We start from the raw sequence: 16,446 nt of genomic DNA, 5'->3' as shown, positions 1-16,446 counted from the left end.
CCGTTATTTCTTTTATTGTGTCCAGTAAGCGTTATTGTGGCGAATCATCGCACGTAAGTCATTAACATAGGCAATGCCACGTTCAGAATACGCAAGCAAGCCATGAGTCAACTCCGATGCTGTCGCCACAGATAACAAATCCTTGTGTTTCCCTGCTAAATTCGCACGAATGTCTCGTAAATCTGCGTACGCGCGGTTACGGTTCACATTCATAAAGTATCCATGTACAGATTCTTGAACAGTATCGAACTTCTCTACTTCATGCGTTTTACCAGCGCCACGTTTTGCAGGGACAATTCCGCAGCCCTTCTTATAACACCATTGACCAAACAAGTTGTTTGCTTGTTTAGCAAAACGAGAGGTACCCCACGCAGATTCATTGGCAGCTTGAGTTAACACCAGCGCCTCCGGCAACACATTGACACGCTTAAGCATTTCATCCAGCCAAGCTTGTGTGACCGCACCATCTTTTAAAGGATAAGAATATAGTACAGCCAAACGCTCGGCATAGGATGTTTGCTCTGAACTAATCTCTCCAACCGTCAAAGACGTTAGGAATGCACGTTCTTTTTCAATGCGCTTATTTTCTAACGCGATTTTCGGACGAAGAAAGTCAAAGAATGCTGTCTTCTTATCTTTCGTGTCCTTAATCGAGTTAAAATCCGGAATGTCACCAATATAAGGAAGATGCGACAAATCTGGGTGTGAAACGGGTCCATGCACAACTTGCGGATCAATCGCCTTGCGATACTCACGGTCATAGTGCAAATAAGGACCAATAGAAACAAAAGTGGCGGCTATTATGATAGCCGCCACTCGTAAACTCATAGATTTTAAAGATTTAGGCATCAAACACCTGAGAGTTACCATCGTGATCGTTATCGTTTTGTTGCGTCGCTACGATCTTCAACTTGATACCAAACATTTCGCGGTACAGGATTCCCTTCAAATGGAAGAAGAACGGTAACACGAAGATCAAGCCAATTCCGTAGAACATTGCAGCAACAATAAACATCAACATCACGCCTAAGTAAAGCCCTGCAACAACAAAAAGCTTTTTGTTTATGGCACGAAGAGACAATAAAAGCGATTGCATTGGTGGTACTCTTTTCTCACAAATCAATAAGATAGAGTGACTAAATGCTAAAGAAAGGTATAGCGATAGCAAAGGAAAAATCATTCCAGCAACACCCTGCATCATCAGGCTAAATAGTGTTGCTAAAATCACAGGAACCGTAAATTGAAGGCCTTTACCAACATGACGTACCTTTGTCTTCAACCCCGCCACGTGGCTCATTGCCATTAAACTAATACCAGCATAAATCGGCGCACTGATCACTTCATAACTGAAGTTAGCGACATAAATAGCAGACACGATATCTGTGGTAAAAGATTCAGGGTTTTGAAGCGCATCCAAGATAACACTTGGATCTCCGAGTTGAAGTTGAAGTGCAATATAGAAAATACCCAGCTGAACGAATAGGAGGAGAATAATCGCTGGCGAGAAGGACAAAAACTGTTGGATGGTTGTGCGCCAAGCTTCGCTAAAAACGGCTGCTGCTTTTAGTTCATACTTGCCAGAAAGAGCTCGCTCTACACTCCCTCCAAGATTGAAATCTTTCTCAAAATCGTTGTTCATATTTTATCCAAGGCTAACTTGTAAAATTTTTTCTGGAAAACCAGTTAATTAATAAGGGCGTCATTATAAAGAAATCTTTGCACGTCTAAAATCATAAGTCGGCCTCAATACTTGCAATATCTGCTATTTGGTCGATAATTAACCACTCGCAAATCTATGAAATTGAAAACATTTGCACAAGAAATTAATGCCTTTCTTATGTATAGCTGAAATGTAAATACCCCTACAAAAACAGTATGGTAAGGAATGTTTACTTTTGCCTGCAAAATTTTTTCTGTTTCAAGATAAGAAAATGCTTTGATTTCACAATTTTGGTGATTATGATGCGCGCCTCAAAAGTGAATGACTAATGTCACATCAATTGGATACACCCCAATTTGAACGTGGGAGAAATACAGACGTTGAACGCTAAACAGCAAGCAGGAAAGCCAGTAGTTCGTCTATCTGGTATTAGCAAAAGTTTCGATGGTAAGGAAATCATCGGTAATTTAAATCTGGATGTTAATCATGGTGAGTTTCTGACAATTCTTGGTCCTTCTGGTTGTGGTAAAACAACGGTTTTACGCATGATCGCGGGCTTTGAAACGGCAGACAACGGTCAAATCGTACTAGATGACCAAGATGTAACACAGGTTCCTGCTGAGCAAAGGCACGTCAACACGGTATTTCAGAGTTATGCACTCTTCCCTCATATGACCGTATTTGAAAACGTTGCTTTCGGTCTTCGCATGCAGAAAACACCTGCTGCTGAGATTGAACCAAGAGTTATGGAAGCGCTACGCATGGTTCGCCTAGAAAAAATGGCACAGCGTAAGCCTCACCAACTTTCTGGTGGTCAACAACAACGTATCGCGATCGCTCGCGCGGTTGTTAATAAACCAAAAGTACTGCTGCTAGATGAATCTCTATCTGCACTTGATTACAAACTACGTAAGCAAATGCAAATCGAGCTTAAACAGCTTCAGCGTCAACTTGGTATTACCTTTATCTTTGTTACACACGATCAGGAAGAAGCCCTATCGATGTCTGACCGCATTATTGTTATGCGCGACGGTGTTATCGAGCAGGATGGTTCCCCACGTGAGATTTACGAAGAGCCTAAGAACCTATTTGTTGCTCGCTTTATCGGTGAGATCAACGTATTCAACGCAACCATGCTAGAGCGTATCGACGAGAAACGCATCCGAGCAGAAATTGAAGGCGTTGAATCTGTTGTTTACTACGATCAAGCAGCTCAAGCAGGTGAGAAACTACAAGTACTACTTCGCCCAGAAGACTTACGTATCGAAGAGATCAAAGAGTCTGAAGAAAAAGGCATCGTAGGTCACGTAACAGAACGTACCTATAAAGGTATGACGCTTGATTCAGTTATCCAGTTGGATTCAGGCATGCGCGTGATGGTAAGCGAATTCTTTAACGAAGATGATCCAGATGTGGACCACTCACTCGGCCAGAAAGTCGCTATTACTTGGGTTGAGAGCTGGGAGGTAGTACTAAATGATAAGCAAGAAGCTTAATCTTCAGAACGCGATCATTACCCTAATCGTTGGCTGGCTAACGCTGTTTGTGTTAGTTCCAAACCTAATGATTATCGGTACGAGTTTCTTGACGCGTGATGAAGCGAACCTAATTGAATTAACGTTTACTTTCGACAACTACCTTCGCCTGCTTGATCCTCTGTATGCAAAAGTGTTGATGCACTCTTTCTACATGGCGATCATTGCAACCTTATTGTGCTTGGTGATTGGTTACCCATTTGCTTACATCGTAGCGAAAATGCCTGAAAAATGGCGTCCGTTCATGTTGTTCTTGGTGATTGTGCCATTTTGGACTAACTCCCTTATCCGTACTTACGGCTTAAAGATTGTTCTCGGTACACAAGGTATTTTGAACAAGTCGTTGATGGCAATGGAAATCATCGATAAGCCGATGCGTTTAATGTATACAGAAACAGCAGTAATGATTGGTCTTGTGTACATCTTGCTTCCGTTTATGATTTTGCCGCTCTACTCGGCAATAGAGAAACTAGACAACACATACATCGAGGCAGCAAAAGATCTTGGTGCGAACAAGTTTCAAACCATTACACGAGTGATTTTGCCTCTGACAATGCCAGGCATTATCGGTGGCTGTTTGTTGGTTCTACTACCAGCACTAGGTATGTTCTACATCTCTGACCTTCTAGGCGGCGCGAAGAACCTACTGATCGGTAACGTAATTAAGAGCCAAGTATTGAACGCTCGTGACTGGCCATTTGGTGCCGCGACCAGTATCGCCCTCACCTTCGCAATGGCTGTGATGCTTTACGCTTACTACAGAGCAGGCAAACTATTGAATAAGAAAGTGGAGCTAGACTAATGGGACGCACAGTTAGATTTAGCTTTATGGCGCTGGTATATGCATTTTTGTATCTGCCAATCATCGTCTTAATTGTTAACTCATTTAATGCCAACAAATTTGGTATGAAATGGGGCGGTTTCACCACGAAATGGTACGAAACCTTAGTAAATAACGACAGCCTAATGCAGGCTGCATGGCATTCATTGAACGTAGCGGTATTCTCAGCGACAGCAGCAACCATTATTGGTAGCTTGACGGCTGTTGCCCTATTCCGTTACTCGTTCAAAGGTAAAGGTGCGGTAAACGGCATGCTGTTTGTCGTAATGATGTCTCCAGATATTGTCATGGCGATTTCATTACTTGCTCTGTTCCTTGTATTGGGCGCACAGCTTGGCTTCTTTACTCTGTTAATTGCTCACATCACCTTCTGTCTACCGTTCGTTGTGGTAACAGTGTACAGCCGCTTAAATGGCTTTGATGTGAAAATGTTGGAAGCTGCAAAAGACCTTGGTGCAAGCGAATGGGTTATCTTGAAACAGATCATCCTTCCTCTTGCTAAACCAGCGGTTGCTGCAGGTTGGCTATTGAGCTTTACGCTGTCTTTGGACGACGTAATTATCAGCTCGTTTGTAACCGGCCCAACATACGAAATCTTGCCATTGAAGATTTACTCAATGGTTAAGGTGGGCATTTCACCGGAAGTGAACGCCCTAGCAACGGTCATGCTGATTGTTTCTTTGGTTCTGGTAGTAATTTCTCAGTTACTAGCAAGAGAAAAAGTGAAGTAAAATCCGCACCCGTTAACATCACGAAACAGAATGGTTACATGCCATTCTGTTTTTCTATCTATCGTCCAAAATTAATTGGACAACGTTTGGTTTGGAGCTAACGTCAATGAAAAAATGGGCTACTCTATTAGCTGGTAGTGCATGTGCGCTTTCTCTGTTCTCTGGTACAGCGGCAGCGAACGATAAAGAATTGGTATTTATGAACTGGGGTCCTTACATCAACAGTAATATCCTAGAGCAATTTACCAAAGAAACTGGCATCAAAGTGATCTACTCGACTTACGAGTCGAACGAGACTTTGTATGCAAAGCTAAAAACTCATAACCAAGGTTATGACCTAGTGGTACCTTCTACGTACTTCGTAGCGAAGATGCGTGACGAAGGCATGCTACAAAAGATCGATAAGACTAAGCTGAAAAACTTCGGCAACCTAGATAAAAACTACCTAGACAAGCCTTACGACCCAAATAACGACTACTCTATTCCACACGTTGTTGCGATTACAGGTCTAGCGGTTAACGCAGACATGTATGATCCAAACGACTTCCAAAGCTGGGCTGACCTATGGAAGCCAGAGCTAGAAGGTCAAGTAATGCTGATGGACGACACTCGTGAAGTGTTCCACATTGCACTACGCAAACTGGGTTACTCAGGTAACTCTACGGATCCAAAACAAATCGACGAAGCATACGCAGAACTACAAAAGCTAATGCCAAACGTTCTAGTATTTAACTCTGACAACCCAGGCGCACCATACATGTCTGGCGAAGTTGGCGTTGGTATGCTTTGGAACGGTAGCGCAGCAGCTGCTCAAAACGAAGGCATGAACCTGAAACTAGTATTCCCTAAAGAAGGCGGCATCGGTTGGGTTGATAACTTCGCAATCTCTTCTGGCGCGAAGAACGTAGAAGCGGCTCACAAAATGATCGACTTCCTACTGCGTCCAGAAATCGCAGAGCAAATTTCAGCGGACACGGGTTACCTAACAGCGGTTGCAGAATCTAACGCTAAATTCAAAGATGTTGCACCACTGTTTCCTTCTCAAGAAGACCTTGACCGTGTTGAATGGCAAGACTCTGTTGGCGACATGACAGTGAAGTATGAAGACTACTTCCTGAAGCTAAAAGCGGGTCAATAATCTGATCTTGCTTAATAAGCCATCTACTAAATGAAAATAGGCAGCAATACGCTGCCTATTTTTGTAATTGACTGATATAATTGTATGTTGCTAGGTTTATTTGACTCGAGTTCAAGCATTACGTTCTATTTTGACCCTAATGCTGGTTTTCGTGGCTCAGATAAACAGGATTGTGCTTATCGCAATTTGGCTCAAATCGTTATTTGTTACTAGTATTGATTTGTCCTGTTGCTGAACAAAACGGAAAACAAATGAAAAGTAAATTCTACGCAAGCGCACTGTGTGCGGCGACGCTAATCGCTACCCCTGCAATGGCTGCTGATCAAGAACTGTATTTCTACAACTGGTCGGAATACATTCCAAACGAAGTTCTTGAAGACTTTACAAAAGAAACTGGTATCAAAGTTATCTACTCTACGTACGAGTCTAACGAAAGCATGTACGCGAAGTTGAAAACTCAAGGTTCTGGTTACGACTTGGTAGTACCGTCTACCTATTTCGTATCTAAAATGCGTAAAGAAGGCATGCTGCAAAAGATCGACAAAGAGAAACTTTCTCACTTTGCTGATCTAGACACTAACTTCCTGAACAAGCCGTTCGACCCGAACAACAACTACTCTATCCCATACATTTGGGGTGCGACCGGTATTGGTATCAATGCTGATATGCTAGATAAGTCTTCTGTGACTAAATGGGATGACTTCTGGGATAGCAAGTGGGAAGGTCAACTAATGCTAATGGATGATTCTCGCGAAGTATTCCACATCGCATTGACTAAGCTTGGTTACTCACCAAACACCACTAACCCAGACGAGATCAAAGCCGCTTACGAAGAGCTGAAAAAGCTAATGCCGAACGTATTGGTATTCAATTCAGACTTCCCAGCGAACCCATACTTAGCAGGTGAAGTATCACTTGGTATGCTTTGGAACGGTTCTGCTTACATGGCTCGTCAAGAAGGCGCGAACATCGATATCATCTGGCCAGAGAAAGGCACTATTTTCTGGATGGATAGCCTCGCAATTCCAGCGGGTGCTAAGAACGTTGATGCAGCTCATAAGATGATCGACTTCCTACTACGCCCTGAGAACGCAGCTAAGATTGCACTAGAGATTGGTTACCCTACTCCAGTGAAAACAGCTCACGATCTACTACCGAAAGAATTTGCTAACGATCCAAGCATCTTCCCACCACAAGAAGTGATGGACAGCGGTACATGGCAAGACGAAGTTGGTGAAGCTAGCGTGCTTTACGATGAGTACTTCCAAAAGCTAAAAGTAGACAACTAATCAGTCTGTCGAAATAGTTTAGAAAAGCGGCTTCGGTCGCTTTTCTTGTATCTGAAGATCGTGCTTTGCATCTCAATCTATACTGCTCGAATTACAAAGCGGCAGAATACAAAGTTTCAAGATATACCCAAGTAACCTCGAGATGCTAGGTTCAGCGAGACTGACTTGGTTTGTAGACGCGGCGGCGATTTAAAGGTTTAGTGGGTCTAAATCAAGAATCGGCAACAAAGTATACAAGCCAAGGCAGCTCGCCCTTTGGGAGCGTGTCATTGACCCGATTGCTGCGTCAAACAACTTGGAAAGAGCTGGCTATTACACTGCGTTGTTTTCCTTGTTCTCGAATCAATGACAACGCTCTGAATCCTGCATCTTGAAGTCACTTGGGTATACAAAAAGGCATCGAATCACTCGATGCCTTTGTTAGATTTTGGGGTTAACTCTTTTTTAAGCGCTAGGTTCGTTTTCCAGAGCAAGAATCTCGTCAACAAGCTTCGGTACTTCGATGCTTGCCTTACCGTAACGCTTCTCTTCAAACTCACTCTCGACGGCACTTGGCTCTAAATTAATTTCAATCGTATGTGCACCGTGCATCTTTGCATCATGTACAAAACCTGCGGCTGGATATACCACGCCAGATGTACCAATAGAAATAAACAAGTCTGCTTCTTCCAATGCCGCGTATATCTCACCCATACGCAGTGGCATTTCACCAAACCAAACAATGTGTGGACGCATTTGAGCAGGAATCTGGCAGCAGTGACATAATTCGCCAGTTTCAATGTCTTCTGAATGCTCGATGACTTGATTAGATTCACTACAACGCGCTTTAAGCAACTCACCGTGCATGTGAATAATATTGGCGCTACCGCCTCTCTCATGCAGATTATCAATGTTTTGAGTAATGATAGTCACTTTACCTTCCAACTGCTCTTCTAGGCGCCCTAGCGCGATATGAGCAGCATTAGGCTTGATATCTTCGTCCTGTAGTTTTTTTCGACGTTGATTATAGAACGATTGAACAAGATCGGGATCGCGCGCAAACCCTTCTGGTGTTGCGACGTCCTCTATGCGGTGATTCTCCCAGAGACCATCTTGAGCTCGAAATGTTTGAATACCAGACTCAGCCGAGATGCCTGCGCCAGTAAGTACTACAATATTTCTATAAGGGAAGTCCATAACCTATCCTTGTTGTTCTTTTTCATTAGCTTAACACTGAACGAATAACAACAGTAGTAATATGGATTAGACCATGGTCGTAGTGGTCTTAATTAGAATGATAAATTGAGAGGCAAAGCAATGAGACGTGTATCTCTTGTCCTTATATTATTGGGGACTTTAGCAGGGTGTCAGCTTACAAATGTTGAGGGTGAATTCGATGACGTAAAAGTCAAAGTGAGCACCAATGACAAAGATAATGACCACCCAGTTCATGGTGGTGATTTCTGTCCGCCGGGACAAGCGAAAAAAGGAAACTGTTAAATCAGTATTCCCTATAAAGACGAGATAAAAAACCCTCGAACTGTGTCGAGGGTTTTGCATGTTTACAAACTGTTTTTCTCTGGCTTTCTCTTCAATAAAGCCATTTAATTTACAGGTTTGGACCTGTAGACGGTCTGTGCGGCATGTTATTGCGCAGTTGGTTCATACCCTGGTACATGCGTAGGAACCACACAAGAATTGCCAACGCAGCAAACAACATACCAATCCAAGGAATAAAGTACGCAACAGAGTCTAGCAACGTACTATGCATCCAGTAATCACTTACACCAATCAACACACCATTTGATGTTGCTACCGTTACAATCAGAACAACAAAGAATGTCAGGTACAGGAAGAAAGTACGAATCAAACCGTAGTAATGCGAGTTCACTACGTCGCTGTCTTCGCCTTTGTCCAAACGGTACCCAGCGTAAATGATTGCGACAACGCCTGAGATCAAAAACGTAAACGGGGTCAAACAGCTCAGGATGTACGCAACCCAAATCCCGTTATGAGGTTTGTTCATTCGCTTTTGCTCCTTTTGCTTCCGTTTGTACCGTATCTGTTTCGCCCATCGCTTCTTTGGATTTTACTTCTTCATACCAAAGATCGTGATGCTCTTTCGCCCATGTCTCGTCAACTTCACCAGTGACCATCCCCTCTAGCGCACCTTCCATACCGAATAGACCGATGTAAATGTGGAAGATGAAACCACAGATTAGAATCAGTGCCGAAATCGCGTGAACAAGGTTAGACAACTCCATATGGCGACGAGTCTGACCGAAAATTGGGAAGTCCAGAATTAAGCCACTCACTGCTGCGATAGCACCAAAGAAGATCAGCAACCAGTAGATCGCCTTTTCACCACCGTTTGAGAAGCCAGCCGATGGGTGCGTGCCTTTATGTTTACCTACCATGCCGCCCATTTTCATGAACCAACGGATGTCTGTCATGTTAGGGATAGATTTGCGCCACCATTTCAGTAGAACAAACATCAGCAAGATGAAGAACAGCGGACCCATGTAGTTATGGTACTGCTTCGCCAACATGACGATGAAGCCCCAGAACTCAGTCGGTACGTACGGTTTTAAGAAGTGCTTACCGTAAACCAGCATCAAACCACTGAATGCTAGCGTTAAGAAGGTAAACGCCATGCTCCAGTGTAGTGCGCGGTCTAGTCGAGACCAGCGTTTCATCTTCTTGCCAGTACGTGGCTTGCTTAGCATCAGAGGACCAACGAATACGTAAGCCATGATAACCATTGCGATACTGCCGAAAATTGCGACAGCGCCCGCAGGAGACATCCATTTCTCTTTAAGAATGTACCAAGTCTCACCCGGAGTACTGATCAGCACACCGTGTTCCGCTGATTTCGACGTGGTATAGCCTTCTTGCCCCTCTTTGACCTGACGCCAAAAGTCTGCACCTGCAAGTTGCGTCATCTCCTGTTGTACCACTGGAGATGTGTCTTCTTGCGCAGACGCTGGCATCGCAAAGGTCAGCAGTAATGCTGTCATCATCGACAGCATTACAAGAGACGCACGTTTAAGAGTATTTAACATGTGTCTCTCCTACTTAGCTTTTAGTTGCGTCGTAAGAAAGATCGTTACCGTCTGTCCAACCTGCGTTTTTCGCACCGCGCTCAACCACACGTTGACGGAAGATGTCAGAAACTTTCTCTGCATCACCCGCTAGCAGTGCTTTTGTTGAACATAATGACGCACACATAGGTAGCTTACCTTCAGCAATACGGTTCGCACCGTACTTCTCACGCTCTTCTAGAGAACCTGGTTCTGTGTTTGGACCACCTGCACAGAAAGTACATTTGTCCATTTTGCCACGTTCACCGAATGACGCTTGTTTCGGGAACTGAGGCGCACCGAATGGACAAGCGAACAGACAGTAACCACAACCGATACAAAGATCTTTGTTGTGAAGGACGATGCCATCTTCTGTGTGCTCGAAACAGTCAGCTGGACAAACCGCCATACAAGGCGCGTCTGTACAGTGCATACAAGCAACAGAGATTGAGTTTTCGCCTGGTTCACCGTCGTTCAGTGTTACTACGCGGCGACGTTGAATACCCCACTCAAGCGCATCATCGTTTTCGTTCTTACATGCAGTAACACAGCCGTTACACTCGATACAGCGTTTGGTGTCACATAGGAATTTCATTCGTGCCATTGTCAGACTCCTTACGCTTTACGAATGTTACATAGGGTTACTTTAGTTTCCTGCATCAAAGTAACAGGGTCGTAACCGTAAGTGGTTGCCGTGTTGGCTGCTTCACCAACAACATAAGGGTCCGTACCTTCTGGGTACTTAGAACGTAGGTCTTCACCTTCGAACTTACCGCCGAAGTGGAACGGAATGAACGCCAGACCCGGTTTAACACGACGAGTGACCATCGCTTTCACCTTGATGCGACCTTTTTCTGCGCCTTCAACCCAAACGTCATCGCCATCTTTGAAGCCAAGATCGTTTGCGTCTTTCGGGTTCACTTCAACGAACATTTCTTGTTGAAGTTCAGCAAGCCATGGGTTTGAACGTGTCTCTTCGCCACCACCTTCGTACTCAACCAAGCGACCAGAAGTCAGGATGATTGGGTATTCGCCAGACTTGTCTTCTTTCTGGATAGACTTGTAAAGCGTTGGTACACGGAAGATTGCTTCTTTGTCGTCCCAAGTTGGGTAATCCGTTACAAGGTCACGACGAGGCGTGTATAGCGGCTCACGGTGTAGCGGTACACGGTCCGGGAATGTCCAAACAATCGCACGCGCTTTAGCGTTACCAAATGGGATACAACCGTGCTTGATTGCTACGCGTTGGATACCACCAGACAGGTCAGTTTTCCAGTTTTTACCTTCCGCTGCTGCTTTTTCTTCAGCCGTTAGGTCGTCCCACCAACCAAGCTGTTTGATTAGCTTGTCAGAGAATTCTGGGTAACCGTCTTTGATTTCACAGCCTTTTGAGTAGCTGTCTTCAGCAAGTAGGCTTTGACCTTCAAACTCAACACCGAAACGCGTACGGAAGTTACCGCCACCCTCTGCAACCGTCTTCGACGTATCGTACAGAATGTGTGTGCCTGGGTGTTTCATCTCTGGCGTACCCCAACATGGCCAAGGTAGACCGTAAGTCTCACCATTCACAGGACCACCTTCTGCCTCTAGAGACGTTTTGTGGAATGTATGCCAGTTTTGTTGGTGCGCTTTTAGACGCTCCGGGCTTTGACCTGTGTACCCGATGGTCCACATGCCTTTGTTGAATTCGCGCGTGATGTCTTCGATCATTGGCTGGTTGTTCTCAACACGGATGTTTTTGAACAGCAGATCTTCATAACCTAGCTTTTTAGTTAGCAGGTACATGATTTCGTGGTCAGGTTTAGATTCGAACAATGGCTCGATAACCTGATCACGCCACTGAAGTGAGCGGTTAGATGCTGTCACACTGCCGTGTGTTTCGAACTGAGTCGTTGCAGGAAGCAGGTAAACGCCGTCAGTACGATCGTTCATTACCGCCGCGACTGTTGGGTATGGGTCAACAATAACCATCATATCCAGCTTTTGCATCGCTTTCTTCATCTCAGGACCACGAGTCTGAGAGTTTACTGCGTGACCCCAGTAGAACATGGCGCGGATGTTTTCACGTTGACGAATGTTGTCTTTGTTTTCAAGAACACCATCCACCCAACGAGATACAGGGATACCTGCACTGTTCATTGGTTTTTGACCACCGTAAGCGTTGTCATCGAAACGACCTTTCACCCACTCGTAATCGATTTCCCACACTTTTGACCAGTGACGCCATGAACCTTCAGATAGACCGTAGTAGCCTGGTAGCGTGTCAGATAGTACGCCAAGGTCAGTTGCGCCCTGTACGTTATCGTGACCACGGAAGATGTTTGCACCGCCGCCCGATTTACCGATGTTACCTAGCGCAAGCTCAAGTACACAGTAAGCACGTGTGTTGTTGTTACCAGTCGTATGCTGAGTACCACCCATACACCAAACGATACAACCCGGACGGTTTTCAGAAAGCAGTTTCGCTGTTTGGTAAACTTCAGACTCAGGAACGCCAGTTACGCGCTCAACTTCTGCTGGTGTCCATTTCGCTACTTCTGCACGGATTTCATCCATACCGAATACACGTTGACGGATGAACTCTTTGTCTTCCCAGTTGTTCGCGAAGACATGCCATAGCACGCCCCAAATAAACGCAACGTCAGAACCCGGACGTAGAGATACGTAGTGATCCGATTTCGCAGCGGTACGAGTACGACGAGGATCCGCAACAACGATCTTACAGTTGTTCTTCTCTTTCGCGATTAGGATGTGCTGCATCGCAACAGGGTGTGCTTCTGCAGGGTTTGAACCAATGAACAGCATCGACTTACAGTTGTGCATGTCATTGAAAGAGTTGGTCATCGCACCGTAACCCCAAGTGTTTGCTACACCTGCTACGGTTGTTGAGTGACAGATACGCGCTTGGTGGTCAACGTTGTTGGTACCCCAAAGCGACGCCATCTTACGGAACATGTACGCTTGTTCGTTGTTGTGCTTTGCACTACCCAACCAGTAAACCGAATCTGGACCCGACTCTTTACGGATGTCCATCACCTTGTTACCAATTTCTTCGATCGCTTGATCCCAAGAAAGCTTCTTCCACTTACCGTTTTCAAGCTTCATTGGGTATTTCAGACGACGCTCACCGTGACCGTGTTCGCGCAGTGCTGCACCTTTTGCACAGTGTCCACCAGCGTTGAATGGGTGGTCGAATGCAGGCTCTTGACCTGTCCATACGCCGTTTTGAACTTCAGCGTAGATACCACAACCTACAGAACAGTGAGAACAGATGGTACGTTTTACTTCTGTTTTCGCTTCTGGATCCACCGATTTAGCTTGTGCTTTCTTCATCATGCCCGGTGCAAAAAGACTTGCACCTACAACCGCACCACCAGCAGCAAGCGAGGTGTTTTTCATGAATGCACGGCGAGAAACGCCAAGCTGATTGGTTTCTTTGCTCACACTGTCGGAGCGTTTGACAAGTTTCATCCGTTATCTCCTAAAGTGTGTCGTAGTAATCGCGAATGTGTTGAGTTTCACGATACCCTTTCTTCTTCACGTCTTTTTCAGAAGGCTCAACCGTTTCTGAAGCGCTTGCCACTTTTGTTGTTCCAGCGACAACCGCACCAGCTACGGCTGCAGTCGTTAAGCCTTTCAGGAGATCCCTACGGCTTGTGTTTATTTCTTTATTATCTTTCATCATTGCTTCCTTACCTTACGGTAGATCTTTGGAGGCTATTGCCCCTCTATCGATATGACCAAGTACTGCTCGATTACTCGTAATCAGTGACGTTTTTCACATCAATTTTTAATTTGTGCTTACTGCTTTTGGTGTTCACGCTAAAGCGCACTTGTTCCAGTGTTAAGAACGCCTCACACAGTTGAGCTGCTGGCTTATAAAAGTTCGCGCTCTCTGCGTTTTCTAGTTGCTGAGTGAAAGAGTTGAACCAAGGTGCGATGTGTTTGTTAAACACCGCTTGTTGAAGATCTTCTTCTTCACCCGTTAGCATCGACATCACTTCACAAAGTGCCGCGATGTGATCTTCCGGTTCTTTCACATTTTCATCGCGCTCGAAACCAAGCAGTTCCAAATCGTGACGAATTTCAGCCAGTGGTTTTTCCATCATTGCACCCGTCATGTGCCATGAGCCAAATGGCATCACTTCACCACGACCGATACCAATGAAAAGATCTTGGTATTCATCTTCGAGCGCTTCGCGATTAGAATCTTTTGCCGCTTGCTGAAGCGCAATCCACGCTTTTTGCATTGCGCTTTCTGATGGTTCAACTTCTAGAGAAGTCAGGAACTCGATCATCTCCTCACTTGGTGCGCTACGGAAAAGCGCTGACAAAACTAAGTAGATCTCTGTTCTCAGTGTTTGTTCTTGTTCTCGTTGTGTATCCACTGCGAGCTCCTAGTATTTCAGTTGTTTCATTGGGTCTTCTGCCATCGACTCAAACATGTCGATCACACGGCAGTCTTCACACATCGCGATACGATTGATCGCCGCTTCATCAGAGAAATGAGAGTGACCGCGTAACTTGTTTTGTAGCATGTCGATCATAGACTGAGGTGCGAATGGCTTATGACAGCGAATACATTCCGCGGCTTTCTCTTCGTGAATCACAACCGCTTTTTGACGCTCTTCTTTCACCCAGTTCATACGTGGCGTTAGAGTCAGAACTTTCTCTGGACATGCCTTTTCACACAAACCACATTGAATACAATCTTGTTCAACGAATTTAAGTGATGGAGATTCACCATCGGTATGAAGTGCACGCGTCGGACAAACCGCCACACAGCTCATACACAACGTACAATCTTTGCTCTCACAAGAAACATTGCCGTAAGGCGCGTTCGCAGGCAGTTCAACAATGTTCTCAACCGGAATACGAGAAGAAGACATTGCATCAAGCGCAGTAAACAAACGTTGACGCTTGTTACCTTGAAGGTCGCCAAGGGCAAGATCGAATGAATCTGTACATAGTGTTGGAGGACCTTCACGAAGCGATTCCAAGTAAAGGATATCGATGGTCTCTTTTGCGATGCCAAGTTGATCCAATAGCTCTTGCGCGATACCCACTTCGTTGTTCAGAACACGAATTATGGTTGCAGGCATAAAACGAGAAGCTGCAAATAGCACTTGCGTCGCGCCATTAACTAGAGCTGCAAACCATGTATCGATACCGATAGAAGGAAGCTCTTCAACCACGATTGGAATCACGTTATCTGGCAGCGCTTTCAGTGCCATCACGTTGTAAGTCTCGTGACGAGAGCTACAGATAAGAACGATAGGATCCAGACCGCCCGCTTGCTCGTAGTTCGCTAGCGTGCGTTCAATGAATTTTTGCGTATCTTCAGGGTTAGGTAGCGCGTAGTGAATCGCTTCTGTCGGACAAGCCGTTGCACAAGTACCCACGCCCTGACATAGGTATGGGTTAATCTCGATGCGATGACCTGTTTTATCGCTGCCTTCACTTGATAGTGCACCAGCAGGACAAGCATCCACACAACGCTCACAGCCTTTTATGCCACGAGAACTGTGTGCACATAGATCAGTGTCCAGACGGAAGAACTTTGGCTTATCAAACGTACCCATTAATGTCGGGATTTCTTCTAGCGCTTCCGCCAGTTTTGGATAACCGCGTCCTACTGGGTAGTAACCCGGAACCGGAACCTCTTCTGACATACAGCTGCTTAGACAAAGATCGAGAACAACATCGAAACAATCACTATTAATAGCGACTTTTGCTAGGTTGCTTGTTAGACCGTTATTTTCGATAAGCACTTCAAACGTACCTAGAAAACCAGAAACCTGAACTGAGTTTGCAAAGTACAGTTCTGGATTTGTGCCTTTTTCTCCGTCTGTAGAAAGAAGTGTCAGGCTGTTCATTTGAGATAGTTGCGCGGCTGCACTCTCAATGATGGCAGTCGGTCCAACAATCAGTGTATTACCGCCACTCTCGTAGCTCACCGTTGGTGGAATAAGGTTGGTCAACTCTACGGTATTCTCAAACGCATACAGACGCGCTTTACCGTTATTGGAAGTTGCTTGTTCTAATAATTGTTTCAACATTGCTCAGTTCCATTTATACGCATGGATAGTTTCTTCCATCTTTCATTGTAGTTAGCGCAGGCGATTCTGCTGATTAACTCGTCAGTAACTACCCCTTTTAGGTAGTCCCACGCGGGTTATCACTGCCTGTTAGG

The 16,446-nt window shown here is 45.1% G+C and carries 16 protein-coding genes; 6 read left to right on the top strand and 10 right to left on the bottom strand.

The features are described from left to right. Positions 1 to 12 precede the first annotated feature (12 nt). Together J4N44_RS07865 and J4N44_RS07860 are read right to left on the bottom strand one after the other, a co-directional pair. Entirely contained in the window at positions 13 to 849 is an 837-nt protein-coding gene (locus tag J4N44_RS07865) for a glucosaminidase domain-containing protein (RefSeq protein WP_252045058.1), read from the bottom strand. Next, entirely contained in the window at positions 842 to 1,639 is a 798-nt protein-coding gene (locus J4N44_RS07860) for a DUF2189 domain-containing protein (RefSeq protein WP_009697792.1), read from the bottom strand. The genes J4N44_RS07865 and J4N44_RS07860 overlap by 8 nt, the downstream gene beginning before the upstream one ends. 401 nt (positions 1,640 to 2,040) lie before the next feature. Here J4N44_RS07860 and potA point away from each other — a divergent pair, with 401 nt between their 5' ends. The 5 genes from potA (at position 2,041) to J4N44_RS07835 (ending at position 7,194) form a co-directional block, all read left to right on the top strand. Beyond that, positions 2,041 to 3,156 (top strand): spermidine/putrescine ABC transporter ATP-binding protein PotA, encoded by a 1,116-nt coding sequence (gene potA / locus J4N44_RS07855; RefSeq protein WP_009697791.1) that lies wholly within the window; start codon positions 2,041 to 2,043, stop codon positions 3,154 to 3,156. Then, the gene (potB, locus tag J4N44_RS07850; RefSeq protein ID WP_005441590.1) at positions 3,137 to 3,997 is read left to right on the top strand and encodes a spermidine/putrescine ABC transporter permease PotB; all 861 of its coding nucleotides are present in this window, start codon (positions 3,137 to 3,139) and stop codon (positions 3,995 to 3,997) included. Before potA ends, potB begins: the two co-directional genes overlap by 20 nt. Continuing rightward, the gene (gene potC, locus J4N44_RS07845; RefSeq protein WP_005389180.1) at positions 3,997 to 4,767 is read left to right on the top strand and encodes a spermidine/putrescine ABC transporter permease PotC; all 771 of its coding nucleotides are present in this window, start codon (positions 3,997 to 3,999) and stop codon (positions 4,765 to 4,767) included. Before potB ends, potC begins: the two co-directional genes overlap by 1 nt. Positions 4,768 to 4,873: 106 nt before the next feature. Then, the gene (locus J4N44_RS07840; protein ID WP_005445792.1) at positions 4,874 to 5,905 is read left to right on the top strand and encodes an extracellular solute-binding protein; all 1,032 of its coding nucleotides are present in this window, start codon (positions 4,874 to 4,876) and stop codon (positions 5,903 to 5,905) included. A 251-nt stretch (positions 5,906 to 6,156) separates the two neighbouring features. After that, positions 6,157 to 7,194 (top strand): extracellular solute-binding protein, encoded by a 1,038-nt coding sequence (locus J4N44_RS07835; protein WP_005445793.1) that lies wholly within the window; start codon positions 6,157 to 6,159, stop codon positions 7,192 to 7,194. A gap of 444 nt (positions 7,195 to 7,638) precedes the next feature. Here the strand turns inward: J4N44_RS07835 and cobB are convergent, their stop codons facing one another. Further along, positions 7,639 to 8,370, bottom strand: coding sequence for a Sir2 family NAD+-dependent deacetylase (cobB, locus tag J4N44_RS07830; protein ID WP_252045057.1), 732 nt, complete (start codon positions 8,368 to 8,370; stop codon positions 7,639 to 7,641). Between the two features lie 120 nt (positions 8,371 to 8,490). On the opposite strand from cobB, the gene J4N44_RS07825 reads away from it, so the two are divergent. Next, the gene (locus tag J4N44_RS07825; RefSeq protein WP_009706097.1) at positions 8,491 to 8,673 is read left to right on the top strand and encodes a hypothetical protein; all 183 of its coding nucleotides are present in this window, start codon (positions 8,491 to 8,493) and stop codon (positions 8,671 to 8,673) included. Positions 8,674 to 8,782: 109 nt separating this feature from the next. Here J4N44_RS07825 and J4N44_RS07820 read toward each other — a convergent pair whose 3' ends face one another. From J4N44_RS07820 to J4N44_RS07790, 7 genes are all read right to left on the bottom strand, one after another. Continuing rightward, the gene (locus J4N44_RS07820) at positions 8,783 to 9,199 is read right to left on the bottom strand and encodes a membrane protein (protein WP_005427687.1); all 417 of its coding nucleotides are present in this window, start codon (positions 9,197 to 9,199) and stop codon (positions 8,783 to 8,785) included. Beyond that, positions 9,183 to 10,235 (bottom strand): formate dehydrogenase subunit gamma, encoded by a 1,053-nt coding sequence (locus tag J4N44_RS07815; protein WP_005445799.1) that lies wholly within the window; start codon positions 10,233 to 10,235, stop codon positions 9,183 to 9,185. The genes J4N44_RS07820 and J4N44_RS07815 overlap by 17 nt, the downstream gene beginning before the upstream one ends. A gap of 13 nt (positions 10,236 to 10,248) precedes the next feature. After that, positions 10,249 to 10,857 carry a formate dehydrogenase FDH3 subunit beta gene (fdh3B, locus tag J4N44_RS07810; RefSeq protein WP_005427693.1) on the bottom strand — a complete coding sequence of 203 codons (609 nt, stop codon included), beginning with the start codon at positions 10,855 to 10,857 and terminating at the stop codon, positions 10,249 to 10,251. An 11-nt stretch (positions 10,858 to 10,868) separates the two neighbouring features. Beyond that, a complete protein-coding gene (locus J4N44_RS07805) occupies positions 10,869 to 13,724 on the bottom strand; it encodes a formate dehydrogenase subunit alpha (RefSeq protein ID WP_017817432.1) in 2,856 nt (951 codons plus the stop codon). A 10-nt stretch (positions 13,725 to 13,734) separates the two neighbouring features. Then, entirely contained in the window at positions 13,735 to 13,935 is a 201-nt protein-coding gene (locus J4N44_RS07800; RefSeq protein ID WP_005427585.1) for a twin-arginine translocation signal domain-containing protein, read from the bottom strand. 73 nt (positions 13,936 to 14,008) lie between these two features. Then, positions 14,009 to 14,641 (bottom strand): TorD/DmsD family molecular chaperone, encoded by a 633-nt coding sequence (locus J4N44_RS07795; RefSeq protein WP_005441574.1) that lies wholly within the window; start codon positions 14,639 to 14,641, stop codon positions 14,009 to 14,011. A 9-nt stretch (positions 14,642 to 14,650) separates the two neighbouring features. After that, a complete protein-coding gene (locus J4N44_RS07790; RefSeq protein WP_252045056.1) occupies positions 14,651 to 16,312 on the bottom strand; it encodes a 4Fe-4S dicluster domain-containing protein in 1,662 nt (553 codons plus the stop codon). Positions 16,313 to 16,446: the final 134 nt, after the last annotated feature.

The organism is Vibrio sp. SCSIO 43155 (genome assembly GCF_023716605.1).
Classification (GTDB): domain Bacteria; phylum Pseudomonadota; class Gammaproteobacteria; order Enterobacterales; family Vibrionaceae; genus Vibrio; species Vibrio harveyi.
Note: the sequence above shows the minus strand (reverse complement) of the source record. Positions and strands in the feature narration are given on the sequence as shown.

What these genes read in the sequence shown, in the direction of transcription:
- J4N44_RS07865 (WP_252045058.1), bottom strand. Translation starts at nt 849, where the DNA reads ATGCCTAAATCTTTAAAATCTATGAGTTTACGAGTGGCGGCTATCATA.
- J4N44_RS07860 (WP_009697792.1), bottom strand. Translation starts at nt 1,639, where the DNA reads ATGAACAACGATTTTGAGAAAGATTTCAATCTTGGAGGGAGTGTAGAG.
- potB (WP_005441590.1), top strand. Translation starts at nt 3,137, where the DNA reads ATGATAAGCAAGAAGCTTAATCTTCAGAACGCGATCATTACCCTAATC.
- potC (WP_005389180.1), top strand. Translation starts at nt 3,997, where the DNA reads ATGGGACGCACAGTTAGATTTAGCTTTATGGCGCTGGTATATGCATTT.
- J4N44_RS07840 (WP_005445792.1), top strand. Translation starts at nt 4,874, where the DNA reads ATGAAAAAATGGGCTACTCTATTAGCTGGTAGTGCATGTGCGCTTTCT.
- J4N44_RS07835 (WP_005445793.1), top strand. Translation starts at nt 6,157, where the DNA reads ATGAAAAGTAAATTCTACGCAAGCGCACTGTGTGCGGCGACGCTAATC.
- cobB (WP_252045057.1), bottom strand. Translation starts at nt 8,370, where the DNA reads ATGGACTTCCCTTATAGAAATATTGTAGTACTTACTGGCGCAGGCATC.
- J4N44_RS07825 (WP_009706097.1), top strand. Translation starts at nt 8,491, where the DNA reads ATGAGACGTGTATCTCTTGTCCTTATATTATTGGGGACTTTAGCAGGG.
- J4N44_RS07820 (WP_005427687.1), bottom strand. Translation starts at nt 9,199, where the DNA reads ATGAACAAACCTCATAACGGGATTTGGGTTGCGTACATCCTGAGCTGT.
- J4N44_RS07815 (WP_005445799.1), bottom strand. Translation starts at nt 10,235, where the DNA reads ATGTTAAATACTCTTAAACGTGCGTCTCTTGTAATGCTGTCGATGATG.
- fdh3B (WP_005427693.1), bottom strand. Translation starts at nt 10,857, where the DNA reads ATGGCACGAATGAAATTCCTATGTGACACCAAACGCTGTATCGAGTGT.
- J4N44_RS07805 (WP_017817432.1), bottom strand. Translation starts at nt 13,724, where the DNA reads ATGAAACTTGTCAAACGCTCCGACAGTGTGAGCAAAGAAACCAATCAG.
- J4N44_RS07800 (WP_005427585.1), bottom strand. Translation starts at nt 13,935, where the DNA reads ATGAAAGATAATAAAGAAATAAACACAAGCCGTAGGGATCTCCTGAAA.
- J4N44_RS07790 (WP_252045056.1), bottom strand. Translation starts at nt 16,312, where the DNA reads ATGTTGAAACAATTATTAGAACAAGCAACTTCCAATAACGGTAAAGCG.